At 62.8% G+C, this 24,382-nt stretch carries 23 protein-coding genes; 13 read left to right on the top strand and 10 right to left on the bottom strand.

Features of this window, described 5'->3' with window-relative positions:
- The first annotated feature begins 39 nt into the window (after window positions 1-39).
- From VZC39_RS12155 to VZC39_RS12205, 11 genes are all read left to right on the top strand, one after another.
- Window positions 40-525, top strand: coding sequence for a hypothetical protein (locus tag VZC39_RS12155; RefSeq protein WP_434662814.1), 486 nt, complete (start codon window positions 40-42; stop codon window positions 523-525).
- A gap of 18 nt (window positions 526-543) precedes the next feature.
- The gene (locus tag VZC39_RS12160; RefSeq protein ID WP_349918241.1) at window positions 544-882 is read left to right on the top strand and encodes a hypothetical protein; all 339 of its coding nucleotides are present in this window, start codon (window positions 544-546) and stop codon (window positions 880-882) included.
- Window positions 883-924: 42 nt separating this feature from the next.
- Complete coding sequence (locus VZC39_RS12165) at window positions 925-1,167, top strand: hypothetical protein (RefSeq protein WP_434662816.1); 243 nt, start codon at window positions 925-927, stop codon at window positions 1,165-1,167.
- Window positions 1,164-1,436 carry a hypothetical protein gene (locus VZC39_RS12170; protein ID WP_349918243.1) on the top strand — a complete coding sequence of 91 codons (273 nt, stop codon included), beginning with the start codon at window positions 1,164-1,166 and terminating at the stop codon, window positions 1,434-1,436. Before VZC39_RS12165 ends, VZC39_RS12170 begins: the two co-directional genes overlap by 4 nt.
- 49 nt (window positions 1,437-1,485) lie before the next feature.
- Window positions 1,486-1,806, top strand: coding sequence for a hypothetical protein (locus VZC39_RS12175; protein WP_349918244.1), 321 nt, complete (start codon window positions 1,486-1,488; stop codon window positions 1,804-1,806).
- Window positions 1,799-3,883 carry a heavy metal translocating P-type ATPase gene (locus VZC39_RS12180; protein WP_434662819.1) on the top strand — a complete coding sequence of 695 codons (2,085 nt, stop codon included), beginning with the start codon at window positions 1,799-1,801 and terminating at the stop codon, window positions 3,881-3,883. Before VZC39_RS12175 ends, VZC39_RS12180 begins: the two co-directional genes overlap by 8 nt.
- A gap of 420 nt (window positions 3,884-4,303) precedes the next feature.
- On the top strand, window positions 4,304-5,053 hold the full coding sequence (locus tag VZC39_RS12185; RefSeq protein WP_349918247.1) for an HAD-IIA family hydrolase: 750 nt from the start codon (window positions 4,304-4,306) through the stop codon (window positions 5,051-5,053).
- Window positions 5,054-5,175: 122 nt separating this feature from the next.
- Complete coding sequence (locus tag VZC39_RS12190; RefSeq protein WP_349918248.1) at window positions 5,176-5,544, top strand: cupin domain-containing protein; 369 nt, start codon at window positions 5,176-5,178, stop codon at window positions 5,542-5,544.
- A gap of 191 nt (window positions 5,545-5,735) precedes the next feature.
- Complete coding sequence (gene asnB / locus VZC39_RS12195; protein WP_434662824.1) at window positions 5,736-7,400, top strand: asparagine synthase B; 1,665 nt, start codon at window positions 5,736-5,738, stop codon at window positions 7,398-7,400.
- Window positions 7,401-7,585: 185 nt separating this feature from the next.
- Window positions 7,586-8,086, top strand: coding sequence for a thioredoxin family protein (locus tag VZC39_RS12200; RefSeq protein WP_434662827.1), 501 nt, complete (start codon window positions 7,586-7,588; stop codon window positions 8,084-8,086).
- Between the two features lie 128 nt (window positions 8,087-8,214).
- Window positions 8,215-8,838, top strand: a complete 624-nt coding sequence (locus tag VZC39_RS12205; protein WP_434662830.1) for a glutathione S-transferase family protein — start codon at window positions 8,215-8,217, stop codon at window positions 8,836-8,838.
- A gap of 63 nt (window positions 8,839-8,901) precedes the next feature.
- On the opposite strand, the gene maiA is transcribed toward VZC39_RS12205, so the two are convergent.
- The 6 genes from maiA to VZC39_RS12235 form a co-directional block, all read right to left on the bottom strand.
- Window positions 8,902-9,540, bottom strand: coding sequence for a maleylacetoacetate isomerase (gene maiA / locus VZC39_RS12210; protein WP_434662832.1), 639 nt, complete (start codon window positions 9,538-9,540; stop codon window positions 8,902-8,904).
- A 72-nt stretch (window positions 9,541-9,612) separates the two neighbouring features.
- Complete coding sequence (locus VZC39_RS12215; protein WP_434662835.1) at window positions 9,613-10,611, bottom strand: fumarylacetoacetate hydrolase family protein; 999 nt, start codon at window positions 10,609-10,611, stop codon at window positions 9,613-9,615.
- Window positions 10,612-10,620: 9 nt separating this feature from the next.
- Window positions 10,621-11,775 (bottom strand): homogentisate 1,2-dioxygenase, encoded by a 1,155-nt coding sequence (locus VZC39_RS12220; RefSeq protein WP_434662838.1) that lies wholly within the window; start codon window positions 11,773-11,775, stop codon window positions 10,621-10,623.
- Between the two features lie 35 nt (window positions 11,776-11,810).
- Complete coding sequence (gene hppD / locus VZC39_RS12225) at window positions 11,811-12,929, bottom strand: 4-hydroxyphenylpyruvate dioxygenase (protein ID WP_349918259.1); 1,119 nt, start codon at window positions 12,927-12,929, stop codon at window positions 11,811-11,813.
- 264 nt (window positions 12,930-13,193) lie between these two features.
- Entirely contained in the window at window positions 13,194-13,874 is a 681-nt protein-coding gene (locus tag VZC39_RS12230; RefSeq protein WP_434662841.1) for a haloacid dehalogenase-like hydrolase, read from the bottom strand.
- A complete protein-coding gene (locus VZC39_RS12235; protein ID WP_434662843.1) occupies window positions 13,871-14,530 on the bottom strand; it encodes a TIGR01621 family pseudouridine synthase in 660 nt (219 codons plus the stop codon). Before VZC39_RS12235 ends, VZC39_RS12230 begins: the two co-directional genes overlap by 4 nt.
- A gap of 87 nt (window positions 14,531-14,617) precedes the next feature.
- Between VZC39_RS12235 and VZC39_RS12240 the strand changes: the two genes are divergently transcribed.
- Entirely contained in the window at window positions 14,618-16,204 is a 1,587-nt protein-coding gene (locus VZC39_RS12240; protein WP_434662844.1) for an ABC transporter substrate-binding protein, read from the top strand.
- A gap of 69 nt (window positions 16,205-16,273) precedes the next feature.
- Here VZC39_RS12240 and VZC39_RS12245 read toward each other — a convergent pair whose 3' ends face one another.
- The 3 genes from VZC39_RS12245 to VZC39_RS12255 form a co-directional block, all read right to left on the bottom strand.
- Complete coding sequence (locus VZC39_RS12245; RefSeq protein ID WP_434662847.1) at window positions 16,274-17,827, bottom strand: methyl-accepting chemotaxis protein; 1,554 nt, start codon at window positions 17,825-17,827, stop codon at window positions 16,274-16,276.
- Between the two features lie 120 nt (window positions 17,828-17,947).
- Complete coding sequence (locus VZC39_RS12250; protein WP_434662850.1) at window positions 17,948-19,627, bottom strand: fatty acid--CoA ligase; 1,680 nt, start codon at window positions 19,625-19,627, stop codon at window positions 17,948-17,950.
- Between the two features lie 51 nt (window positions 19,628-19,678).
- Window positions 19,679-20,254: an RBBP9/YdeN family alpha/beta hydrolase gene (locus tag VZC39_RS12255; protein ID WP_434662851.1), complete on the bottom strand. Its 576-nt coding sequence runs from the start codon at window positions 20,252-20,254 to the stop codon at window positions 19,679-19,681.
- A gap of 276 nt (window positions 20,255-20,530) precedes the next feature.
- Here VZC39_RS12255 and VZC39_RS12260 point away from each other — a divergent pair, with 276 nt between their 5' ends.
- Window positions 20,531-21,583, top strand: coding sequence for an AraC family transcriptional regulator (locus VZC39_RS12260; protein WP_349918266.1), 1,053 nt, complete (start codon window positions 20,531-20,533; stop codon window positions 21,581-21,583).
- 252 nt (window positions 21,584-21,835) lie between these two features.
- Here the strand turns inward: VZC39_RS12260 and VZC39_RS12265 are convergent, their stop codons facing one another.
- Window positions 21,836-24,370 carry an efflux RND transporter permease subunit gene (locus VZC39_RS12265; RefSeq protein WP_434662852.1) on the bottom strand — a complete coding sequence of 845 codons (2,535 nt, stop codon included), beginning with the start codon at window positions 24,368-24,370 and terminating at the stop codon, window positions 21,836-21,838.
- Window positions 24,371-24,382: the final 12 nt, after the last annotated feature.

Below are 24,382 nucleotides of genomic sequence, written 5' to 3' on the forward strand. Positions count from 1 at the left end.
AGATAGTGCACCCATCTCACCCTTCAGGGAGTCATGGTTGTGAGCACCACACAGACCCGGCTGGTCGCCTCGGTAGCGGGACGACTTCGCATCAGACAGGGCAGCGCGGATCCTGCCCAATTGACCCGCTGGCAGACAGAAGTGGCCAGCTGGCCCGGGGTGCAGAGCGCCCGCCTCAACCGGGCGGCCCTCAGCCTCATCGTGCAATACGCCACGGCGCACTGCTCCCAGTCCGAGATGGAGTCCCGCATCCGGGCCCTCTGCCTTGAGGACGAGGCTGAGCCGGTGTCGACGCTGGCCCCGACTGTCGCATCACCACGGCGACACACTTCACTGCGTCCCCATAAGGCGGCCTGGCGCAGGCGCGCCAACCGGGGGGCCAAGATAACCGCCATGGTGGCCCTGCCGCTCTCCATTGCCCTGGTCTACGCCGGCCACAAGCGCCTGCACGCCGCCACCGGCTGGCTGTTCGTCGCGGCCCTGTCGGTGCATCTGGCCATCCATCGTCGCAACGTTTTCCATTAAGCAGAGCAAAGGTACGGCATGACACGCCTTGAACAGCTGCGGGCCCTGACCCGCCACCTGACCATCGCCCACCACATCCCCGGCCGGGTTCGTTTCAAACTCAAGCTGGGGGCCCTCGGCAGTGCCGAAATGAGCCAACTTGGCCAGATGGGACAGCTCAAGCAGATGATTGAGACCATGCCCGGCATTCGCGATCTGCGCGTCAACCCCGCCGCCCTCTCCTGCGTGGTGGAGTACGACCCGGCCCAGATAACCCCTCCCCTGTGGGAGTCCCTCGTCGAGGGGAAAGAGTGTGAACAGGTCCACCAGGCCCTGGATCGCATCGAGCACCATGTCCAGACCTTTTCCCATGGTTGATCCCGCCCAGCCGCGGCGATCCCATTCACAAGGAGCCATATCATGATCCCGTTGATCGTCGGCGCCATCGCCGGTGCCCTGGCCGTGCGCACATTGCAGCGTACCCGCCCCTCCGTCTCCCTTCACAAGGCCAAAGACTCCCTGCGCCAGGTGTCCATCGCCGGACTCACCAGCCTGGAGCACTCCTCCGCCAGATTGCGCCAGCAGTTGAGCGAGCCACAGGCCCCCGCACCGGACGCCGAGGGGGTGGCCGAGCAAGAAGCGCCCGAGGAGCCCAAGGCATGACCACCGACAATCGCGAGCTCGCCAATCACTTCGCCCGGGGCGCCGTGGCAGGGGGGCTGCTCAGCGCACTGCAAAGCGGCGCCAAACCGGGTAAACGCTCCCGGCGCAAGGTGCTGCGCCATGCCCTGCAGGGGGGGATTGCCACCGCCACCGGCCTCGGGGTCGCCAACGCCCTCGAGCAAGGTAACCTCTCGCGAGCCGGCCTGCTGCTCGCGGGCGGCATCCTCGGCATCGCCAGCGCAGAGCGGCTGCTGACCCCCCGCGACTGACACATACACAGACACTCCCCTCCATTGAACAAGCCAAAGGAATCATCTCATGGGTAAGAAGAGCAAGAAGGCCTACAAGAAGCTGTTGAAGGCACAGATGGCACAGGGCAACGGCGCTCAGGCTGGCATAGGGCAAGCCCAGGGCTGGCTCGGCAAGTTGCAGGGCAACAGCACCCAGCAACTGCTGCTGGGGGCCGCCATCGGGGCGGCGGCGGCCTATGTGCTCAGCAACGACGAGATGCGCGAGAAGATAGTGCGCTCCGCCGTGCGCCTCTACAGCGACATCAGCGGCGGCGTGGCCGAACTCAAGGAACAGATGGCGGACATGCAGGCCGAGCTGCAGGCTCAGGGCGGCGAGCAGGATGAGTAGCGAGAGCGCTCTCTCCTCCCTGCGCCTGGTTCACCAGTGCCGGGGACGGGCGCGCTGGCGCTATGGCTGCCACGGACGGCCGCCGCTGGATCAGCCGGGGCTTCGCTACGCCATCGCCGATCTGCCCGGGGTGCAGGCGGTCAGGTTCAACCCCAAGGCCAGCTCGCTTATCGTCACCTTTGACGCGCAGGTGACCGAAATACAATCCCTGGCGGAGCAGATCCTCTCCCTCGCCCCGCCCCCGGGCCGGTTAACCCCGCCGGCATCGCCCCCTGATGCCGTCAGCCGCACCCGGCTCGCCACCAATCTGGCGGCCCTGCTCGGGGTCAACCTGCTGCCGGTGCCGCTGCGATTGCCCCTCTCCCTGCTGATGGCGATGCCGGTGCTTCGCCACGGCGCCGGGGAGCTCTTCTCCCGCGGTCTCACCTCCCACGTGCTGGAGGGCATGGCGGTCTCCATCTCCCTTGGCAGCGGCGATTATCTCGCGGCCAACACCACCTCCTTCATGCTGGAGCTGGGGGAATATCTGGAAGAGTCCATCTCCCGGCGATCCGATGACATGCTGCGGGAATTGCTCAAGCCCGCCAGCGACGAGATCTGGGTCGAGCGGGACGGGGTGGAGATCCTGGTGCCGGCGGGCGAGGTGCAGGTGGGCGAGACGGTGATCGTCGCCACCGGCATGGTCATCCAGATAGACGGTACCGTGCTCGGCGGGGAGGCCTATGTCAACGAGGCCTCCATGACCGGCGAGAGCCGCTCCGTGGCCAAGGCACGGGGCGATGCCGTGATGTCCGGCACCGTGCTGGAGGATGGGCGACTGCGCATCTACGCCGAGCACGTGGGTCAGCGCACCGCCGCCGCCCGCATCGCCGACTATGTGCAGCAGTCCCTCACCGCCAAGAGCGAGGTGCAACTGCAGGCCTCCCGGCTGGCCGACAGGCTGGTGCCGAGGGTGCTCGGGCTCGCGGGCTCGGCCTACCTGCTCAGCGGAGACTGGCGCCGCGCCGCCGCCGTGCTGCAGGCGGACTACTCCTGCGCCCTCAAGCTCGCCACCCCGGTGGCCTTCAAGTCGGCCATGTATGCCGCGGGCAAGGGGGGCATCCTCATCAAGGGGGCCACGGCCCTCGAGCGCCTGGCCGAGGCCGATACCTTCATCTTCGACAAGACCGGCACCCTGACCAACGGCGATCTGGTGGTGACCGATTCCATCACCTTCGATTCCGCCTACACGGCGGACGATCTCATCTGGCTCGCCGCCTCGGTGGAGGAGCACTACTTCCACCCCCTGGCCATCGCCGTGGTGGAGGCGTCCCGCAACATCGAGGGGCGCCACTTCGATCACACCGAGGTGGAGTTCATCGTCGCCCACGGGGTGGCGAGCGAGATCGACGGCAAACGCATCGTGGTGGGCTCGCGCCACTTCGTGGAAGAAGATGAGGGGATCGATGTCAGCCCCTGGCAAGAGACCCTGCACGGCCTCTACCACGAGGGCAAGACCCTGCTCTACATCGGCTACGGCGGCAGTCTCATCGGGGTGCTGGCCCTGCGCGACACGGTACGCGAGCAGAGCGCCGCCACCCTCGCCCGGTTGCGCCAGTCCGGGGTGAAGCGGATCCTGATGCTGACCGGGGATCACCACGACAGGGCCCAGGATCTCGCCGATCGGCTCGGCATCGACGAGGTGTTTGCCCAGCTGCTGCCTGAGGAGAAGGCCAGCATCATAGAGCAGCTCACCGCAGAGGGGGCCCGCATCGCCTTCGTCGGGGATGGCATCAACGATGCCCCGGCGCTGGCGGGCGCCCACGTCGGGATCGCCATGCAGAAGGGGGCCGACATCGCCCGCATCTCCGCCGACATTGCCCTGCTGCAGGACGACATCGGTCGGGTGGCCGAGGCCCGCGAGCTGGCCTGCGCCGCCATGGGGCTCATTCACGACAACTACCGCATCGCCATCGGCGCCAACACCGCCATCCTGGGGGCGGCGGCGGTCGGACTGTTGAGCCCCATCGTCGCCTCGGTGCTGCACAACGGCACCACCATCGGCATCCTGCTCAATGCCCTGCGAGGGCGGCACTGAGCCACGTGCTTGCCCGCTCACACGGGGCCCGCCGCGATGGGCCCCGTGCTTTTTCCTCCCGCCCTCCCCGCGCATCCCTCTCGCACTCTGGCCTGCGCCCGGCCCCCTCACCGTCCATCAGAAGCCGGGCAAGCATCCCTAAGCCATTCAATGTCGACCCAAGGTAGTGTTATTGACTACAAAATAGAGAGCATACGATTCATTTGGTATGTATTTCTGCATTTAACAGCATGATAGTTCACCCGCCAGGCCCCAAGACGCGGGGTCAACTGCCGGTATGCCGCCTTTTATTCCTTGAGGACGCCCATCTGGCGCGCCGGGGGAGACTTGTCATCAAAGCGCCTTATAATGGCGCCAGAAAAACCATAACTGATTGAAGACATGAGAGGTGGAGAACCACCTCCCCTACAAGGAGTCCCTATGAAGAAAAACGTCATCTGCGATATCGACGGCGTCATCCTGCACAACAACGATCTCATTCCGGGGGCTGATCGCTTCGTTCATCGCCTGCTGGAGCAGGGCAGCAAGCTGTTGTTCCTCACCAACTATCCGGCCCAGACCCAGAAAGATCTGCAAAACCGCTTCCGCTCCGCCGGCATCGAGGTGCCCGAGGAGTGCTTCTACACCTCCGCCATGGGCACCGCCGATTTTCTCAAGCGCCAGGATGGCAAGAAGGCCTATGTGATCGGTGAAGGGGCCCTGACCCACGAGCTTTACAAGGCCGGTTTCACCATCACCGACATCGACCCCGACTTCGTGGTGGTGGGGGAGACCCGCAACTACAACTGGAGCATGATGCAGCTCGGCGCCAAGTTCGTGGATCAGGGGGCCCGCTTCATCGCCACCAACCCGGACACCCACGGCCCCATGATGTACCCGGCCTGCGGTGCCCTCTGCGCCCCCATCGAACGAATGACCGGCAAGAAGCCCTTCTACGTGGGCAAGCCGAGTGCCTGGATCATCCGCGCGGCGCTCAACCGGATGGAGGCCCACTCCGACGACACCATCATCATCGGCGACAACCTGCGCACCGATATCCTGGCGGGCTTCCAGGCAGGACTGGAAACCGTGCTGGTGCTATCCGGGGTGAGCAAGGTGGCGGACATCGACCGCATGCCGTTTCGACCAAACCACATCTTCGACTCCGTGGTCGACATCGACATCGTCTGATCTCCCCGGCTTGCGCCTCCCCCGCCCCTTGGCAAGGGGCGCCTCTTCGTTTAACTTAATCGCAACACCGTTAAACAAAATAAACGGGAGCAGGACGCTCCCTCTCATTGCAAGGAGGCCTCATGAAGAACCTCAGCGACTGGATCCTGCTGGACAGGCACCCCGTCTCCCCCACTCCGCTGATGCCCGCTCCCGATCGCATCCAGTCCGGCCATCCGAGCCAGACCCTGTGGAATCACTATTCCGACCCGAGCCAGCAGTTTCACGTGGGCTTCTGGGCCTGCGAGCCCGGGTGCTGGGCCGTGCACTACACCGAGCACGAGTATTGCCAGTTGCTCGAGGGCGAGGCGCTGATCCACGACGATAAAGGGGGCACATTGCACCTCAGACCCGGTGATCAGTTCGTCATCCCGGCAGGCTTTGTCGGGCAGTGGGAAACCCTGGTCGCCTGCCGCAAGCTCTACGTGATCTTCGAGCCCGCGACGGCTTGACGTCCCCGTCAACCGACTCCTCTTTTCAGCCCCTTCCCCTGCCGCCCGCTTGACGCTGGCGGCATGATTTTATGCGGTTTTCCCGCTTGCAAAAGGGTTTTACGCTAGGCATTGTGATTGGCGAGGAATGTAAATGGAATTTCGAGCCCAAACGTGGGGGGCTCTATAAAAATCAATGAGGATTACCGCCAATGTGTTCTATTTTCGGCATTCTGGACATCAAGTCCGACGCAGTCGCCCTGCGCAAGTCGGCCCTGGAAATGTCCAAGCGACTGCGTCACCGCGGGCCTGACTGGTCCGGCGTCTACAGCTCTGACAAGGCCATTCTGGTGCACGAGCGCCTGGCCATCGTCGATCCGGGCAATGGCGCCCAGCCGCTCTACAACCCCGAGCGTACCCATGTGCTGGCCGTCAACGGCGAGATCTACAACCACAAGGAACTGGAGAAGACCCTCAAGGTCGATTTCCAGTTCCAGACCAAGTCCGACTGTGAAGTGCTGCTGGCGCTTTACAAGGAGAAAGGCCCGGCGTTTCTCGACGATCTGAACGGCATCTTCGCCTTCATCCTCTACGACGCCGAACAGGATGCCTACCTCATCGGTCGCGATCACATGGGGATCATCCCCCTCTACACCGGCCGCGACGAGCACGGCAACTTCTACGTGGCGTCCGAGATGAAGGCCCTGGTACCGGTGTGCAAGAGCGTCGAGACCTTCCCGCCGGGACACTACCTGTGGAGCAAGGATGGCGAACTTAAAACTTGGTACAAACGCGACTGGATGGAATACGGCGCGGTCGAGCAGAACGTCAGCGACAAGGCTGAACTGAAAGCGGCGCTGGAAGCGGCGGTCAAGCGTCAGCTGATGTGCGACGTGCCCTACGGCGTGCTGCTCTCCGGCGGTCTGGATTCGTCCGTCATCTCCGCCATCACCAAGCTCTATGCGGCCCGCCGCATCGAGGACGATGGCAAGAGCGAGGCCTGGTGGCCCCAGTTGCACTCCTTCGCCGTGGGGCTGGAAGGCTCACCGGATCTCGCCGCCGCCCGCAAGGTGGCCGATCACCTCGGCACCATTCACCACCAGATCCACTTCACCGTGCAAGAGGGGCTGGATGCCCTGCGGGACGTCATCTATCACCTCGAGACCTATGACGTCACCACCATCCGCGCCTCCACCCCCATGTACCTGATGGCCCGCTATATCAAGGCGATGGGCATCAAGATGGTGCTCTCGGGCGAGGGCTCGGACGAGTTGTTCGGCGGTTATCTCTACTTCCACAAGGCGCCGAACGCCCGCGAGTTCCACGAAGAGAACGTGCGCAAACTCGCCTCCCTGCACCTGTATGACTGCCTGCGGGCCAACAAGTCCATGGCCGCCTGGGGCGTGGAAGGTCGCGTGCCCTTCCTCGACAAGGAGTTCATGGACGTGGCCATGCGCCTGCAGCCTGCCGACAAGATGTGCGGCAAGGGCAAGATCGAGAAGCACATCCTGCGGGAAGCCTTCGAGGAGCTGCTGCCCCACGAGGTGGCCTGGCGCCAGAAGGAGCAGTTCTCCGACGGCGTGGGCTACTCCTGGATTGACAGCCTGAAAGCCATGGTCGAAGAGGAAGTGACGGATCAGATGTTCGAGGCGGCGGCGTTCCGCTTCCCGGTCAACACCCCGCTCACCAAGGAAGCCTACTTCTACCGCGCCATCTTCGACGAGCACTTCCCGCTGGAAGCGGCCGCCCGTACCGTGCCCTACGGCAAGTCGGTCGCCTGCTCCACCCCGACCGCATTGGAGTGGGATGCCAAGTTCAAGGAGATGGCAGACCCGTCCGGCCGCGCCGTGATGGACGTCCACCAGCAGAGCTACTGATCCCTCGCGCGGAACCCGACTGCCCGATCATAAAGCCCCTCCCGCGAGGGGCTTTTTCATGTTCGTCCCGGTTTGGCTTAACAATGCCGTTTTTCGTCTATCTCATGCCGTTATCACCCTTGGCGACCGGATCCGTTCATGTCACATTGATGCAGCTTGGAAGCAAACAACACAAGGAAGAGACAATGAAACGACTGTTACTGCCCCTGATGCTAGGTTCCGCCCTGCTCAATGGCGTGGCCCAGGCGGCCGAACATCTCTGGGCCAAGGGGCTGCCCGATTACAGCCAGGGCTATGACGAGCAGCGGGATCCTGCGAACGATCTCGCCGCCGCCAGCGCCAGGGCCAATGCAGAGGGCAAGAAGGTGTTGCTGCTGGTGGGCGGCGAGTGGTGCAGCTGGTGCCAGGAGATGAACCACTTCCTGGACAGGGAGCCGGCCCTTGCCAACCAGTTCAACCAGACCTTCGTGGTGGTCAAGGTGAACGTCAGCAAGGCGAACAAGAACGAAGCCTTCTTGAAGTCCTATCCCGAGTATCTGGGGGTGCCCCACTTCTATGTGCTGAATGCAGACGGCAAGCTGCTGGAGTCCTTCAACACCGGGCTGCTGGAGAAGGGCAAGAGTTACGATGAAGGGAAGTTCGGCAAGTTTATCGCCTTCTTCCAGCCCTCGTCGGCAAGCAGTTAAGCAGCCACCCATGGTCCCGCCCCTTGCAACGGGCGGGGCCTGCACCATCGCCCCCTCGAGGCTCGGCGGCGATCTGTACGCTACCCGCCGGCCACCCCTTTTCGCACTGGACGCACGAGGACGACACTATGTTACGGATCCTGGGCAAGGCCTCCTCCATCAATGTGCGCAAGGTGCTCTGGACCTGCGCCGAGCTGGGCCTTCCGTTTGAACTGGAGGAGTGGGGAGCGGGGTTCAAACCGACCAATACCCCCGAGTTCCTCGCACTCAACCCCAACGCCATGGTACCGGTCATCCAGGATGGGGACTTCACCCTGTGGGAGTCGAACACCATCATCCGCTACCTGGTATCCCGCTATGGCGATGGGACTCTCTACCCCACGGATGCGCGCGAGAGGGCCATCGTCGATCAGTGGATCGACTGGCAAGCATCGGATCTGAACAGTGCCTGGCGTTACCCCTTCATGTCCCTGGTCCGGCACTCCCCTTTGCATCAGGACAGCGCTGCGCTCAAGGCAGGTTGCGCGGATTGGACCCGCTACATGCAGCTGCTGGACAGGCATCTCCAGTCGACCGGTGCCTATGTGGTGGGGAGTCACTTCTCGCTGGCCGACATTCCCATCGGGCTGTCGGTCAATCGCTGGCAGGAGACGCCCCTTGACCGTCCCCTGCTGCCCGCCGTCGAGGCGTACTACCGACGATTGGGCACACGCCCCGGCTTTCAGCTGTATGGCTGCAACGGGATACCATAGGGCATCAGCAGCAGAAGTGGCGGAATGAAGGGTGGCAAGCCGGGCCGGCTTGCCACTCTGCGTTCAGACCTGGGCGTCAGGCTGACTGGCGGGGGCCGCCTGGATGAAGGCCTGCAGCTGTTCGCAGTTGGCGACGATGCGCTCTATGGTGGGGTAGTCGCTCAGGGTCATGTTGAAGCGGCGGGCATTGTAGACCTGGGGCACCAGCATGCAGTCCGCCAGGGTCACCTCGTTGCCGACGCTGTAGACCCCGGCCGTGGTCATCAGCAGTTGCTCGAGGGCGGTGAAGGTCTCGTCAATCCAATGGCAGTACCACTGGTCACGGTGCGCCTTGCCCTGCCCCAGCTCCTGCTCCAGGTAGTTGAGTACCCTCAGGTTGTTCAGGGGATGGATGTCGCAGGCGATCATGTTGACGATCTGGCGCACCCTGGCCCTGTCCTCGGCGGCGGAGGGCATCAGCGGGTAGGCAGGATAGGTCTCGTCGAGGTACTCCATGATGGCGACAGACTGGCCTATCTGCACCTCACCATCGACCAGAAAGGGCACCAATCCCTGGGGATTGACGCGGCGATAAGCCTTCTCTTTCTGTTCCCCCTTGCCCAGATGGACCGGGTGCTGCTCATAACTGAGGCCTTTCAGTTGCAGCACCAGACGCACGCGAAAGCTGGCCGATGAACGCCAATATCCAAACAACTGCAGCATATTCTGTCCCTGTGATGGCAGGTGCCTGGCACCTGCCTTGTCGCCTGCCGACCCGGTGATCGGCCAAGGCTCCTAGCTCGTCTGGCTGGCATCCCCTTGCGTGACACGCTGTGAAATGGTGCCAAACAGACTCATCCCGTTGCGATCCTGCATCGCGATGGACACTGTATCACCAAAGCGCAGGAAGGGTGTAGTGGCCTGACCTGACTCGATAATTTCCAGCATCCGCAGCTCGGCGAGGCAGGAGGAACCGGCGCTTCTGTCGTAGTTGGAGACGGTGCCGGAGCCGATGATGCAGCCGGCCCCGAGCGGCCTCGTCTTGGCGGCGTGGGCAATCAGCTCGAAGAAGTTGAAGGTCATGTCCACCCCCGCATTCGGGGCACCGAACAGGGCACCGTTCAGATGGGTCAACAGCGGCAGGTGCACCTTGCCATCGCGCCAATCCTGGCCGAGCTCGTCCGGGGTGATGGCTACCGGCGAGAAAGTGCTGGAGGGCTTGGACTGGAAGAAGCCAAACCCCTTGGCAAGCTCCCCCGGGATGAGGTTGCGAAGGCTCACGTCGTTGACCAGCAGCAGCAGCTTGACGTGGGTCGCGGCCGCCTCCTGGCTTACCCCCATGGGCACATCGTCGGTGATGATGGCCACCTCGGATTCAAAGTCGATGCCCCACTCCTCGGCCCCCATGACGATGGGGCCGCGCGGAGCCAGGAAGCTGTCGGAGCCCCCCTGGTACATCAGGGGATCGTGCCAGAAGCTCTCCGGCATCTCGGCGCCGCGCGCCTTGCGTACCAGCTCCACGTGGTTGACATAGGCACTGCCATCCGCCCACTGGTAGGCACGGGGCAGCGGAGAGAGACAGGCCGCCTCATCGAAGGGAAAGGCATCGGCCAGGGCCCCATCGTTGAGCGCCTGATAGATGGCGGCAAGGCGGGGGGCGGTCTGCGGCCATTCATCCAGCGCCCCCTGTAGGGTCGGCGCTATGCCCGATACCAGAACGGCGCGGGAGAGATCCCGGCTCACCACCACCAGGGCGCCGTCACGCTTGCCGTTATTCAATGTTGCCAGTTTCATGAGAGATCCTTATTTGCCACTCGGGGCGAGTTCTGGGCGCAGCCAGCTGTTGACGTAACGGGGGTTCTCTACCCCCTCACACAGGCTGCCCACGTTCAGGGCATCGCGGGTATCCAGCATCACGGCCACCTCGTCGGTAAATTTCTTGGCATAGGCCTGGCCTGCCGCGAACGCCTTGGGATGGGGGCCATGGGTGAAACCGGCCGGATGGAAGGTGACCATGCCCCGCTCTATGTTGTCCCGGCTGAAGAAGTCACCGGCGTGGTAGAAGAGCACCTCATCGAAGTCATCGTTGCTGTGGTAGAAAGGCACCCGCAGGGCACCGGGATCGCTCTCGATGGGGCGCGGCACGAAGGTGCAGACCACGAAACGGCTCGCCACGAAGGTGGAATGGGCCGAGGGAGGCAGGTGGTAGCGATGGCTCATCAGCGGGCGAATATCCCGCCAGTTGAGGCGCACCACGCACAAGTCCCCGTGCCAGCCCTGGGCATCCAGCGGATTGAACGGCCAGGTGACGACCGAGACCTGATTGTGACGCTTGATCTGCAGGGACCAGGGATTCTCATCCTGCTGGGCGAGGAAGGCCTCGTCGATGGCGGGCACTTCCAGGGCCGCCGGATCGAAGATGGCATGATTACCCACCAGCCCCTTGTCTGGCAGCTGATAACTGTCGTCCGTGGCCTCTATCATCAGAATAAACAGCGGATCAGTCGGCTCTATGCGCCACATTGTGCCACGGGGGATCACCACATAGTCCCCGTCCCGCACGCTCAGGTGGCCGTAATCACAATAGAACTCCCCGCTCCCCTCGTGGATGAACAGCAGCTCGTCGCCATCGGCATTGCGCACCAGAAACGGCATGGATTCCGACAGGCGCCACACCCGGTAGCGGCAGTGGGCGTTGTGCAAAATGTCCGGCATCACCCAGGGGGAGAGGGAGCTTATCTCCTCGGTCAGGCCATTCAAGTCGAAAGCCCGTGGCCGCAGCGGCCCCTCCCAACCCACCCAGTCGGTGGGGGCATGCTTGTGGTGCATGTGGGTGGCCGGGCCGAAGAAGCCGGCGCGTCCGAGCTCGCGCTCGTAGATGGCCTGCTCCGGCAAATCGGCGTGGGCCTGGCGGGAGTGGGTCCCCTCCCGGTGGGGAAAGCTTATCCAGTTACGCATGGCAACCTCCTGCCCGGATGTGAACAAGGTGGCAATTACGCATCGTGCAACTCTCCGTCCTTCTCGCCGTGGAGCACCCCCCGGCGGATCTGATCCAGCTCGATGGATTCGAACAGTGCCTGGAAGTTCCCCTCACCGAACCCCTCGTTACCCTTTCGCTGGATGATCTCGAAAAACACGGGGCCGATGACGGTGTCGGTGAAGATCTGCAGCAGTATGCCGTCCTTGGTCGGTGAACCATCGATGAGGATGCGCAGCTCACTCAAGGCCGCCAGATCCTCCTGATGGCCGGCGACCCGGCTGTTCACCCCTTCGTAATAAGTATCCGGCGTAGGCATGAAGCCGGTTCCCCGCCCTCTGAGCGTGCGGATGGTGTGGTAGATGTCGCTGGAGGCCATGGCAATGTGCTGGATCCCCTCCCCCTTGTACTGGCGCAGGTACTCCTCGATCTGGGACTTGTCATCGGCGGATTCATTGATGGGAATGCGGATCTTGCCGCAAGGGGCCGTCATGGCGCGGGAATGCAGGCCGGTCAGCTTGCCCTCGATATCGAAGTAGCGAATTTCGCGGAAGTTGCCGATCCGCTCGTAGAAGTTCGACCAGACGTCCATGTTGCCGCGTTGCACGTTGTGGGTCAGGTGATCGATCTCATAGAGGCCGGCGTCCACCTCCGCCATGCGGGCCTGCCAATCGGGGTAAAACACAAAGTCTACGTCGTAGATGGAGCCCCGCTCGCCGTAGCGGTCCACAAACGACAGGGTACTCTCGCCGATGCCGTAGATGGCGGGGATATTGAGCTCCATGGGGCCTATCTTGCCCACAAACGGCTTGGCCCCCTTGGCGATGGCATACTGCTGGGCGCGGCCCGCATCACTCACCCGAAACGCCATGCCGCAGACGCTCGGCCCGTGCAGGCTGGCAAACTGCTCCGCCTGGGAGTGGGGTTCGGCGTTGACCACGAAGTTGATATCCCCCTGGCGATAGAGCCAGCACTGCTTGTGCTTGTGCTGCGCCACCTCGGCAAAGCCCAACGAGACGAACAGTGCCTTGAGGGCGGCGATGCCCTTGGCATCCGGCGCCGTGTATTCCACGAATTCGAAACCGTCGGTGCCGAGGGGATTGATGGTCTGGGTAGGGGAGGAAGAGGTGGTCATGCTGCGCTCCTTGCGACGGCCCCATGGCCGTGTGCCGATGATGAATGAAACCCGATTGAGGAGGCTGGCATCAGGACACCAGATCCCTCAATCGCGAATTGTTAATACCTTGTTTCATTAGAGGCAGGAGCCGGGCAGAAGAGAAGAGGCGGTTTGCAGATAGTTTTCCGGGCAGAGGTCGGGAAAGATGTAAACAAGTTGTGACATTGAAAGCGCGACCTTGTGGATCCCCTCTCAGGGACCCGCAGGGCTGTCAGCTTTGCCTTACAGGGACCAGGATTTGGGCTCTATTTGAGGAACGCTTGCCCGTGCAGCGTGCAATCGTGCCGGGGTTGGATTGATAAGCCAGGCCCGCTCCCCCAGCGCCAGCAGCGGCAGATCGTGCAGGCTGTCGCTCAAGGTGAGAGAGGGTTTGAGCGCCCGGATCTCGGGCAGGATCTTGTGCTGGCCGTGACAGTAAAAGCAGGGCACCAGACCACCCCGGCGATAACGCATGCGAGAACCCAGTATGCGGTGAAGTAAATGGCCGGAGAGCTGGCAATGGAGCTGTGCCCGCACCAGGGCCTGAGGGCTTGCCGAGATCACCCAGCAGCGATCCCCCTGTGCCATCAGCAGGGTCTTCGCCTCTTTGTAGAGGCCGGGCCGGGTACGGCAATAGTCACGCACCAGAGCGCGCCAGCCAAGGGGCGAGAGCCCGAGGGTGATGGCCCACCAGATGAGGGCGATCCCCATGCGCCGCGGGTTTGACAACACTCGACCGGGCAACAGGTAGATGAGACCGCCAAGACCGATGACCGGCAGCAGCAACAGGGGCCAGCGGCGGCGATAGAGGATGTAGCGCAGCAGACCCGCGTGGCTGTCATCGGGTGCCAGGGTGTCGTCAAAATCTGCCAGGATCCACCCCGTTTGCGGCCACTCAGCCTCCACCTCGGACGAGTGGCTCATGGCACCAGTCCAGCGAGGGTGTCGTGCAGCTCTGGCAGCATAAACCACTGCCCTTCATCCGGTTGGCAGACGAAATCATATGCCTCTTCCCCCAGAGAGAAGGAAAGACGCCAGGCGTGCAGATAACCGCGATCCGCGGCGGTACCGCCGTAGCGCTCGTCCCCGAGGATGGGGGCGCCGATGCTCTTCAGGGCGACCCGGATCTGGTGGGTCTTGCCGGTCTGGGGCTTGATGCGATAGAGCCGCAGCCCCTCCCGCACCGATGCCGAGTCGAACCAGCTGATGGCGGGATTGTCCTGACTGCGGGCCAGCATCCAGCTGCCCCCACGTCCTTTTTGCATGTCCCCCTTGACCCAACCCTGTTTCTTCTTCGGTTTTCTGTCCGACAGCGCCAGATATTGCTTGCTCACCCGCCGCTCGGCGAAGGCCATGCTCAGTGCCCGATTCGCTTCCGGGGTCCGGGCCAGCAACAAGAGCCCCGAGGTCATCTTGTCGAGCCGATGCACCGGATAGAGCTCCAACCCGGTGTCGGCACGCACCCGGCTGACCAGCCCCTGATGGGTCAGCCCCGCCTCCCCGGCTTCATCATGCATGCCAAGGCCCGGCCCTTTATTCACGACAATAAAATCTTTCTGCTGCGAGAGTATGCGGTACATTCAGAACCCTTTAGAATCAATCCATCAATAAGAAAAAAACGGCCCACAGGCCACACCCCATAGACCTTCAGCACAAGAATCGCACGGATGACGAGACACTTGCTTTGGCTGCTACTGCTCCTGGCTGGCCACGCAGCTCCTTTACGGGCCAGCGATCAGACAGACAAACCTCCCGATCGGGTGGTGCTGCAACTGCGCTGGCTCCACCAACCCCAGTTTGTGGGTTATCACATGGCCAAGGCCAAGGGCTACTACGCCGACGCCGGCCTGGATGTAGAGATAAGACCCGGCGGCAAGGGCATCAGCCCGATGGAGGAGGTGTTGACCGGGCGTGCCGACTTCGGGGTGGGCAACACCGAAGTCCTCACCGGTTACGCCAAGGGAGAGCCCCTGCTGGCCCTCGCCTGCGTCTACCAGCACTCCCCTTCCGTGTTTCTGGCCCGCCGTGACAGCGGCATTCTCACCGTTGCCGACATGCGGGGCAAACGGATCATGATGTTTCCCGGTCATCAGGATGCCGAGCTGATGGCCACCCTTTACTACCAGGGGCTGCACGAGCGCGAACTCATCCCCGTTCCCACCTCGGTGAACATCGACGACCTCATCACCGGCAAGATAGATATCTTCAACGCCTATATCAGCAACGAGCCCTTCTATCTGGAGGAGCGCGGCATCCCGGTCTCTGTCATCAATCCGCGCAACTACGGCATCGACTTTTACAGCGATATCCTCTTCACCACCCAGGCCCAGGAGCGGGCCAATCCGGATCGGGTGGAACGCTTCAGAGCTGCCAGCCTCAAGGGGTGGCGCTATGCCCTCTCCCACCCGCAGGAGGCCATCGCCCTGCTGCGCCATGAATACGGCGTTCACCGCAGCCAGGCCCACATGGAATTCGAGCTGCAGATGAGCAAGGAGATGATACAGCCGCTCTATGTGGAGATCGGGTATATGAACCCGGATCGCTTCACCCACATCATGAATCAGCTCGCGGAGATAGGCCTCATCAAGCAGCCTCTGCCCCTGAATGGCTTCCTCTATCAGGTTCCTTCCCAGCAGTGGGCTTTCTGGCGCCCCTGGTTCTTGCTGAGCCTGGGGGTCGGCGTCGTCATCATGCTGCTGGCCATCTACCTCTTCGTCAGCAACAAGCGTCTCAACCGGGAGGTGGCCCTGCGCAAGCAGCGAGAGCAGGAGATACTGCAGCTCGCCCGGCGTGATCCCCTGACCGGCCTGCCCAATCGCCTCTGCCTGATGGAGCAGCTGGAGCGGCAGATCCGCCACCCAGCCCCGGGCTGCCTGCTGTTTTGCGATCTCGACAACTTCAAACAGGTCAATGACAGCTATGGCCACAGCTACGGGGATGCTCTGCTCTGCCAGCTGACGGAGCGGATCTCCCGCCACCTGATGCACACCCCCTTCTTCGCCAGGCTGGCGGGCGATGAGTTCGTCCTCCTGCTGCCGGACCATGACCCGACCCAGGCCGAAGCGGTGGCCGAGGGAATACGGCGGGTGATCCTCACTCCCTTCGAGGTCTATGGTCAATCCCTCTCGGTCGGGATCAGTGTCGGCGTCAGCGCCTACGAGTGTGACTGGAGCGCGGAGCAGTGGCTGATCAACGCCGATCAGGCCATGTATGACGACAAGGGGACGATGCGGCGACTGGGCGTCCTGGGTTGAGCGCCCTGATCCCGTCAATGCAGCGAGGCCACCCCGGGGTGGCCTCGCTCTCTATTGGCAATCACAGATTTAACCGAAGGTTTGCCCCAGCGATTTGAGCTGGCGCGCCTTGGTGAGCAGGATATCGCTCGAGGCGTCCATGTCCTGCATCTTGTTGCTGTTGGTGTGGGAATGCTGGGAGATGAGGTTGACGTTCTGGCTGATGTCTTCGACCACCGCCTGCTGCTGCTCCGCCGCCGCCGAGATCTGGGTCGACAGATCCACCACCTGCTCAATCTCCGCCAGCACCTGATGCAGGCTCTGGGAACCCTGACGGGTCAGGGTCACGCAGGACTGGGTCTGCGCCAGGTTCTGCTGCATCATCCCCTTCCAGCCGTTGAGGGTGCGCTGGATCTGGCCGATGCTGCCCTGGATCTGCTCGGTCGCCTTGTGGGTACGGGTAGAGAGGGTACGCACCTCATCGGCCACCACTGCAAAGCCCCGCCCCTGCTCGCCCGCTCGCGCCGCCTCGATGGCGGCGTTCAGGGCCAGCAGATTGGTCTGATCCGCGATGCCCTGAATTTCGCTCATCAGCACGCCGATGCGATCCGACTCCTCCGCCAGCGCCACCGCTGCCGTGAAGGCATGCTCGGCCTGGGTGGCCAGTTCGGTGACCCGCTGCTGGGTATCCTCCAGCTGCTTGTCCGTGTGCTGGCAATGCACCTTGGCCTGGGCAATCTGGTTGTCCGTCTCCTGAATGTTGCGGGCTATCTCGTGAGCGGTGGCCGCCATTTCGGTGATGGCGGTGGCCACCTGCTGGGTCTGGATGTCCTGTTCGGCGATGTCGGCACTCGCCTCGCTGGAGGCCGTCTTGAGGTGTGTCGCCAGATCCTGCAACGACAGGGTGGCATCGTCCACCCGGCCGAGCACGGTCCGGATCCTCGCCTGCAACAGCTTGATGTGAAAATCGGCGATGGCGCTGGGATCCTTGCCCGAGTAGATGAGCCGGGTCAGGCTGTCATACTCCTCGGTCAACTGCTTGAGGTAACGGGGAGTGGTGAACATCTCGTGGCGATAGAGAAGCCCGAACCACAGCAGTGGCAACAGCATGAACAGCGGCCCATAGCTCCCCATCAGGTAAGCCCCGGCCACCAGCATTAGCAGCAGGCCGACGATGGCCACGCCGTGACGGGTCGCCCCCAGGGAGAGGCCCGCCTTGCGCCCCCCTCCTTCCACCGCCTTCAGCCCTGCGTAAGTGCGCGCCGCAATGCGCTTGAGCTCAGGGTCGGCCCGGTTGCGCACCGACTGATAGCCGTTGATCCGTCCCTGCTCGAAGATGGGGGTGACATAGGCATCCACCCAGTAGTAACGGCCATCCTTGCAGCGGTTCTTCACCATGCCCCGCCAGGGCTTGCCCTGCTTCAACTTCCCCCAGAGATCGGCGAAGGCTGCCTTGGGCATATCCGGATGCCGCACCATGTTGTGGTGCTGGCCGACCATCTCTCCCCGACTGTATCCCGCCACCCGGCAGAAATGATCATTGGCATAGGTGATCACCCCCTGCAGATCCGTGGTGGAAACCAGTTGTTCATTGGCGGGAAAATCCACTTCTTCGTCGACAAGATGAATCTGTTGCTTAGCCATGGGCACGCCTCTTATGTAATGACTCAATGAGCGTAGTCAAGCCCCTTTGAGTCAGACAATGGGGCACCTCAAACATTGGCGAGGCCTGAGGTGCTCTGTGGCAATTTTATGATGTGGTACTCATTTTGAGCTCAAATCATGACAGTGCAACTGCTCGCGGATGAGTTTTTTGTTCACCTTGCCGACGCTGGTCTTGGGGATCTCATGGACGATGCAGACCTGCTGCGGGATGGCCCACTTGTTGATCCGCCCTCGTTCAACAAACCCTTGCAGGTGAACTTTGATGACTTCAGGCTCCAGGAAGCGACCCTCCTTGCCCACCACCAATGCCAGGGGACGCTCTCCCCACTGCTCATCCGGCACTCCCACCACGGCCACCGCATGCACGTCGGGGTGGGCGCTGATGAGATTCTCCAGCGCCAGCGAGCTTATCCACTCCCCCCCTGTCTTGATCACATCCTTGATGCGGTCCTTGATCTCCACCGTCCCGCCCGGGGTGATGGAGGCCATGTCTCCGGTGTGCAGCCAGCCCCCTTCCCACAGCTCAGTTCCCTTGGCCGGTTCATTCAAATAGCCCTGGGTCAACCAGGGGGCACGCACCACTATCTCGCCCATGGTCACCCCGTCGTGTACCACCTCCTGACCCTGCTCATCGACGATACGCAGATCCACCAGGGGGATGGGGGTGCCGGTGCGGGTCCGCAATCCGATCTGTTCCTCCATGGGCAGGGCCAGCTCTTCCTGCGTCAGATGCACCACACAGAGCAACGGACAGGTCTCCGACATGCCGTAACCAGCCTGGATCCGGATCCCCTGCCGATGGGCCTGGGTGGCGAGCCCGAGGGGCAGAGCGCTGCCCCCCAGCAACATTTTCCACCCCTGCAGCGAGGTGTGTTTCGCCTCCTCGCAGTCGAGGATCATCTGCAAGATGGTGGGCACGCAGTGGGAGAAGGTCACCCCTTCGTCCCGGTAGAGACGTACCAGCTTGTTCGGCTCATAGCGACCCGGGTAGACCTGCTTCACCCCCAGCATGGTGGCCGCATAGGGGAAGCCCCAGGCGTGCACGTGAAACATGGGGGTAATGGGCATGTAGACATCGTCCGAGCAGAGGAGAGACTGGCCCGCATGGGCCGCCAGGGTCAGCTCGTTCAGGGTATGCAGTACCAGTTGGCGATGACTGAAGTAGACCCCCTTGGGATCCCCCGTGGTGCCCGTGGTATAGAAGAGGGTCGCCACCGAGTGCTCATCGAAATCCGGAAAATCAAACCGGCTGTCCGCTTCGGCCAGCAGGGCCTCGTACTCCCCGAGCAGCGGCAGACTGCTTTGAACCTGTTCCCCATCGGTCAGCCGGATGTAACCCCGTACCGTGGGCAGTGAATGCTGGATATCGGCCAGCATGGGCAGGAAGTCGTCGTGCACCAGCACCAGATGATCTTCGGCATGGCCCATGGTGTAGGCGATCTGCGCGGGCGAGAGGCGCACGTTGACCGTGTGCAGCACGGCGCCAATCATGGGCACCGCGAAGAAGCACTCGAGAGAGCGGTGGCTGTCCCAGTCCAGCAGGGCGACCGTGTCGCCGGGCCCCACGCCCGCCGCCGTCAGCAGGTTGGCAAGGCGATGGATCCGCTGATTCAGCGTGCGATAGTCATAACGCAGACGGTCTGCGTAGACGATCTCCTGCTCGGGGTAATAACGCACGCCCGACAACAGCAGGCTCTTGATCAGCAGCGGATAGGCATGGGCTCCCTGCGCGGGCGGGATGATCCGGGTCTTCACCATCTTCACTCCTTGTAGATGCATGTTCACGTCCGGGCGGACGGGGAAACGCGGTTCCCTTGTCGATATGGCTGATCAGGCGTCAAGGCGCGCCAGCAACGTCCGGGCCAGGGACCAGGGGCCGAAACCGCTGGCCGGATTGATATGTCCAACGGCCCCGGCATCCACAAGCTCGCTCCCCCACTCCCCGGCCAGGGCACGAACAGCCGCCACACTCGCCAGCGGATCATTCTGGCTCATGACCATCAGACTCGGGAACGGCAACCGAGTCCGTGGCAGTGGCTGCCAGCCACCGGCCTCCATGGCTTCGGGGCTGGGGTATTGAGCGGGCCAGCTGGCATCCAGATCCGGTGGCGTCACCAGCAGGGCACTTGCGATGGCATGGCCTTTATCAGCATATTTCGCTGCCCAGTGTGCCACCATCAGCACACCTGCGCTGTGAGCCACCAGGATCACGGAACCCTCTATGGCGGCCAGCGCCTGCGCTATGGCCTCAACCCTGGCCTGGCAGCTGAGTCGGTCCTCTGTCAGGGGCGGCACTGTGGCCACCTTGTCCAGGCTGGCGGCGAGCCGCGTTTGCCAGTGATCCTCCACGTGATCCCGCAGGCCCGGCACGATCAGCACGGTCGCCTTGGGTTGCCATTGCTTCATCTCTGTCCCTTATACCGGTGCCCGGCGATGGCCGGGCAGTCATGAGAGCCACACTAAATCTCCCGGTTGCAAGCTGCTTTACCTTGGATGCCATGGACTTGTCTTTTTACGACAGGGACAGGTTGGCAGCAGAAATGACAGATATCAGGGGGGACAGCTGAAACCTACGACTATTGATGACTAACAATACAGTTAATAGGGCTTCCCACCATGTAAATGAAATGATAAAAAACAGTTAACAACCAGCAGATGAGCCGTCGCCATGGGAACTGCATCATGACCCTTCTAGCCAGAGCCGCTACCCTCACCAATTATCTCGACGTCGCCCGCCAATTGGGCCTCAACACCCCCAACCTGTTGTCACAAGCCGGCCTCAGCGCCTCCATACTGGATGTCCCCAATCAACGCATCCCGGTCGCGACTGTGGTCAATCTGCTTGAGCTGTCGGCACGCACCGGCGGTTGTCAGAGCCTGGGACTGCGCATGGCGGAGCATCGCCAACTGTCGGACTTTGGCGAGGTGAGCCTCTTGCTCAGCTACCAGCCCAACCTGCGCGAAGCCTTGCAGGTGATGGTGCAATACATCCACCTGTTCAATAACGCCCTGGCCATCTTCATCGAGGAGGCGGGCAAGACGGTCATCATTCGCGAAGAGATCATCACGGATGCCCCCATGCCCTCGCGCCAGGCCACCGAGCTCGCGGTCGGCGTCATGTTCCGCTTCTGCGCCTCCCAGGTCGGGGTTGGGGCGAACTGGCACCCCATCAGCGTCAACTTCACTCACGCGGCGCCGGCGGATCTCTCCATCCACAAACGCCTGTTCGGCTGCAAGCTGGAGTTTGGCAGCGAGTTCAACGGCATCGTCTGCCAGTCTACGGATCTGGATATCCCCAACCCCCTGGCGAACCAGGCCATGGCCCGCCACGCGCGCCAGTACCTCGATACCCTCATGGTGGAAACCCAGCAATCCCTGCTGACCGACGTGCGCAAGGCCATCTACCTGCTGCTGCCCATGGGGCGTGCCACCATAGAGCAAATCGCCCGCACCCTCGGCATGAACGTGCGCACCCTGCAACGCCATCTGGAAGAGAGCGGCGCTACCTTCAGCGAGCTCATCAACGACGTGCGCCGCGATCTGGTGATGCGCTACCTGCAAAACTCGGGATATTCCCTTGGCCACATCGCCGACATGCTGGGGTACTCCATGCCAAGCTCCTTCACTCGCTGGTTCAATGCCCAGTTCGGCATGCCGCCCGCCACCTGGCGCTCGCGCAACAAGATAGTGCCCAAGCTGGCCCAGAGCGCCCATACCAGCCTGGCTTACGGCTAAACACCCTTCCCCTTTGCCAGACGCACAGAGGGAGGCATCAAGCCTCCCTCTGTGCCCTTCGCTTTTCAAGGCTCGCTACCCGTCATCGACCCCACACGAAGGGGAGACGATGAGGGCAGTATCGCGAACCCGCGTGCATTCCCTTTTCCACCCGGCCTGATTTCCATCCGGCCTGGCCCCTTGGGCTGCACCTGAAAAAAGAGGGAGGCTTGACGCCTCCCTCTTGATACTCGGTACTCAGTTTGCCGCCCATCAGCGGGCATCGGCCGACAGCGGCTCCGCCGCCATCTTCCCCTGGGGCGCGCTGGCGTCGGCGCTCCCACGGGACGCCGAAGCTTGTTCTCCGACCTCTGCCAGGGCAGGATCGGTGCCACGCAGCAGGAAGTAGGAGAGCGCCGGCACCCCGATCAGGGCCCCCAGCATGTTCCACAGGAACATGAAGGTGAGCAGGATCCCCATATCCGCCTGGAACTTGATCGGCGACCAGGCCCAGCCCACCACGCCGGCGGCGAGCGTGATCCCCACCAGCCCCACCACCCGGCCAGTGAAGGCCACGGCGTTGCGATAGGACTCTACCAGGGAGAGGCCCTGGCGCTGATAGTGCAACTGCACGCTCAGCAGGTAGAGCGCATAGTCCACGCCGATGCCGACCCCGAGGGCGATCACCGGCAGGGTCGCCACCTTGACGCCGATGCCCATGAATACCATCAGCGCCTCGCACAGTACCGAGGTGAGCATCAGGGGCACCAGGGCCACCACGGTCGCCCGCCAGCTGCGGAAGGTGATGAGGCAGAAGACGGTCACCGCCAGGTAGACGTAGAGCAGCATGGTGCGGCTCGCGGCGTGCACCACCTCATTGGTGGCGGCCTCGATGCCGGCGCTGCCTGCGGCGAGCAGGAACTGGCGATCCGCCGTGCTGTTCTCCCGGGCGAATCGGTCGGCGATGGCCACCACGCCGCTCAGGGTCTCGGCCTTGTGATCTTTCAGGTAAGCGATCACCGGCATCAGGGAGCAGTCGGTGTTGAACAGCTCGGGGCTGTTGACCGAGGCCTGCTGGGCGGCGTAGTTCAGCACGTTCTGGTTGCGCTGTATGCTGGCAAGCTTGGGGTTGCCCTCATAAGTGCCGGCGGTGATCTGGCGCACCGCGTTGACCAGCGAGGTGGTGGCCTGCACCCCCGGGTGCTGCTGCAGCTCCCAGCCCAGGCGATCCGACAGGATCAGGGTCTGGTAGTTCAGGCAACCCTCCGGCGCTGTCTTGACCATGACCGCGAACAGGTCGCTCGAGAGCGCGTAGTGGCTGGTGATGTAGCCGTTGTCCTTGTTGTAGCGCGAATCGGCGCGCAGCTCGGGGGCCCCGCTGTCCAGATCGCCGACTTTCAACTGCAAACTCACCAGATAGCCGCCGATCCCCATGGCCAGCCCCAGCACCACCACCACGGTGGCCCACTTGCGCTCGGTGCAGCAGTCCAGCAGATCCCAGAGCCTGCCGAAGCCCTTGTGGGCGGCGGCGTTGTTCTCCATTCGCAGGGCCCGCTCGGCGGCCTTGCGCCCCACCCCCACATAGGAGAGGGCCACCGGCATCAGCAAGAGGGAGGTGAAGATGAGCACGGCCACGCCGATGCTGGCGGTGATGGCGAGATCCTGGATGACGGGGATGTCAATGAGCATCAGCACCGCGAAACCCACCGCATCGGCGAGCAGCGCCGTGACCCCGGCCAGGAACAGGCGACGGAAGGTGTAACGGGCGGCAACCTGACGGTGGGTGCCGCGGGCAATGTCCTGCATGATGCCATTCATCTTCTGGGCCGCATGGGAGACCCCGATGGCGAAGATGAGGAAGGGCACCAGCACGGAATAGGGATCGATGGCGTAGCCGAGCCAGGCGACGAGGCCGAGCTGCCACACCACGGCGATCAGCGAACAACCTACCACCAGCAGGGTGCTGCGCACGCAGCGGGTGTAGAGGAAGATGATGACCAGCGACGTCGCCACCGCCAGGGCAAAGAACAGGATCACCTGGATGAGGCCATCGATGAGATCCCCCACCAGCTTGGCAAAACCGATGACCCGGATCTTGTACTTGCCCGTTCCCTCCTCCCCCGCCTGGTGAGGCTTGCCATCGAACTCAATCTGGTCGCGCAACTGCTCGATGCGCTGGGAGAAGTCGTGATAGTTGAGGGGTTGGCCCGTGGCCGATGCCTTGTCCAAGAGCGGCACTATCAGCATGCTGGACTTGAAATCGCTCGCCACCAGGCTGCCGACGATGCCGGCCCGGTTGATGTTCTGGCGCAGCTGTTCGATATCGGCAGATGTGCCCTGATAGGCATCCGGCATCACGGGGCCACCCTGGAAGCCCTCCTCGGTCACCTCGGTCCAGCGCACCGCCGGGCTCCAGAGGGACTTCATCCAGGCCCGGTCGACCCCTTCGGTGAGGAACAGTTCGTCGTTGACCCGCTTGAGCACGCCGAGGTAGTCGGGGTCGAAGATGTCTCCCTGGGTATTCTCCACCACCACCCGCACCGCGTTGCCGAGGCCGCGCAGGGACTGGCGATTTTCCAGGAAGTTTTTGATGTAGGGCTGACTCTGGGGGATCATCTTCTCGAAGCTGGGTCTAAGCTCCAGCCTCGTGGTCGCCATATAGCCCAGCACCAGGGTCGCCAGCGTCATCAGCAGCATGAACAGGGGTCTGTGGTTGAACACCAGCCGCTCCAGCAGGTTGCCGGAGCGCCGATCGAAATCCGCCAGTTCGCGGATCACCGGCATCGCATCTTGCTTCACATGGCTCATATCTGGGTACTC

It is taken from the genome of Aeromonas sp. NJAU223, from assembly GCF_051125555.1.
In the GTDB taxonomy this organism is placed as follows: Bacteria; Pseudomonadota; Gammaproteobacteria; order Enterobacterales; family Aeromonadaceae; genus Aeromonas; species Aeromonas veronii_G.

Excerpts from the sequence above, each read along its gene's own strand:
- VZC39_RS12235 (WP_434662843.1), bottom strand. The coding sequence starts at position 14,530 with ATGTACCGCATACTCTCGCAGCAGAAAGATTTTATTGTCGTGAATAAA.
- VZC39_RS12255 (WP_434662851.1), bottom strand. The coding sequence starts at position 20,254 with ATGAAGCAATGGCAACCCAAGGCGACCGTGCTGATCGTGCCGGGCCTG.
- VZC39_RS12200 (WP_434662827.1), top strand. The coding sequence starts at position 7,586 with ATGAAACGACTGTTACTGCCCCTGATGCTAGGTTCCGCCCTGCTCAAT.
- VZC39_RS12245 (WP_434662847.1), bottom strand. The coding sequence starts at position 17,827 with ATGGCTAAGCAACAGATTCATCTTGTCGACGAAGAAGTGGATTTTCCC.
- VZC39_RS12205 (WP_434662830.1), top strand. The coding sequence starts at position 8,215 with ATGTTACGGATCCTGGGCAAGGCCTCCTCCATCAATGTGCGCAAGGTG.
- VZC39_RS12260 (WP_349918266.1), top strand. The coding sequence starts at position 20,531 with ATGACCCTTCTAGCCAGAGCCGCTACCCTCACCAATTATCTCGACGTC.
- VZC39_RS12230 (WP_434662841.1), bottom strand. The coding sequence starts at position 13,874 with ATGAGCCACTCGTCCGAGGTGGAGGCTGAGTGGCCGCAAACGGGGTGG.
- maiA (WP_434662832.1), bottom strand. The coding sequence starts at position 9,540 with ATGCTGCAGTTGTTTGGATATTGGCGTTCATCGGCCAGCTTTCGCGTG.
- VZC39_RS12250 (WP_434662850.1), bottom strand. The coding sequence starts at position 19,627 with ATGCATCTACAAGGAGTGAAGATGGTGAAGACCCGGATCATCCCGCCC.
- VZC39_RS12220 (WP_434662838.1), bottom strand. The coding sequence starts at position 11,775 with ATGCGTAACTGGATAAGCTTTCCCCACCGGGAGGGGACCCACTCCCGC.
- VZC39_RS12175 (WP_349918244.1), top strand. The coding sequence starts at position 1,486 with ATGGGTAAGAAGAGCAAGAAGGCCTACAAGAAGCTGTTGAAGGCACAG.
- VZC39_RS12240 (WP_434662844.1), top strand. The coding sequence starts at position 14,618 with ATGACGAGACACTTGCTTTGGCTGCTACTGCTCCTGGCTGGCCACGCA.
- hppD (WP_349918259.1), bottom strand. The coding sequence starts at position 12,929 with ATGACCACCTCTTCCTCCCCTACCCAGACCATCAATCCCCTCGGCACC.
- VZC39_RS12190 (WP_349918248.1), top strand. The coding sequence starts at position 5,176 with ATGAAGAACCTCAGCGACTGGATCCTGCTGGACAGGCACCCCGTCTCC.
- VZC39_RS12170 (WP_349918243.1), top strand. The coding sequence starts at position 1,164 with ATGACCACCGACAATCGCGAGCTCGCCAATCACTTCGCCCGGGGCGCC.
- asnB (WP_434662824.1), top strand. The coding sequence starts at position 5,736 with ATGTGTTCTATTTTCGGCATTCTGGACATCAAGTCCGACGCAGTCGCC.
- VZC39_RS12185 (WP_349918247.1), top strand. The coding sequence starts at position 4,304 with ATGAAGAAAAACGTCATCTGCGATATCGACGGCGTCATCCTGCACAAC.
- VZC39_RS12265 (WP_434662852.1), bottom strand. The coding sequence starts at position 24,370 with ATGAGCCATGTGAAGCAAGATGCGATGCCGGTGATCCGCGAACTGGCG.
- VZC39_RS12165 (WP_434662816.1), top strand. The coding sequence starts at position 925 with ATGATCCCGTTGATCGTCGGCGCCATCGCCGGTGCCCTGGCCGTGCGC.
- VZC39_RS12160 (WP_349918241.1), top strand. The coding sequence starts at position 544 with ATGACACGCCTTGAACAGCTGCGGGCCCTGACCCGCCACCTGACCATC.
- VZC39_RS12215 (WP_434662835.1), bottom strand. The coding sequence starts at position 10,611 with ATGAAACTGGCAACATTGAATAACGGCAAGCGTGACGGCGCCCTGGTG.
- VZC39_RS12180 (WP_434662819.1), top strand. The coding sequence starts at position 1,799 with ATGAGTAGCGAGAGCGCTCTCTCCTCCCTGCGCCTGGTTCACCAGTGC.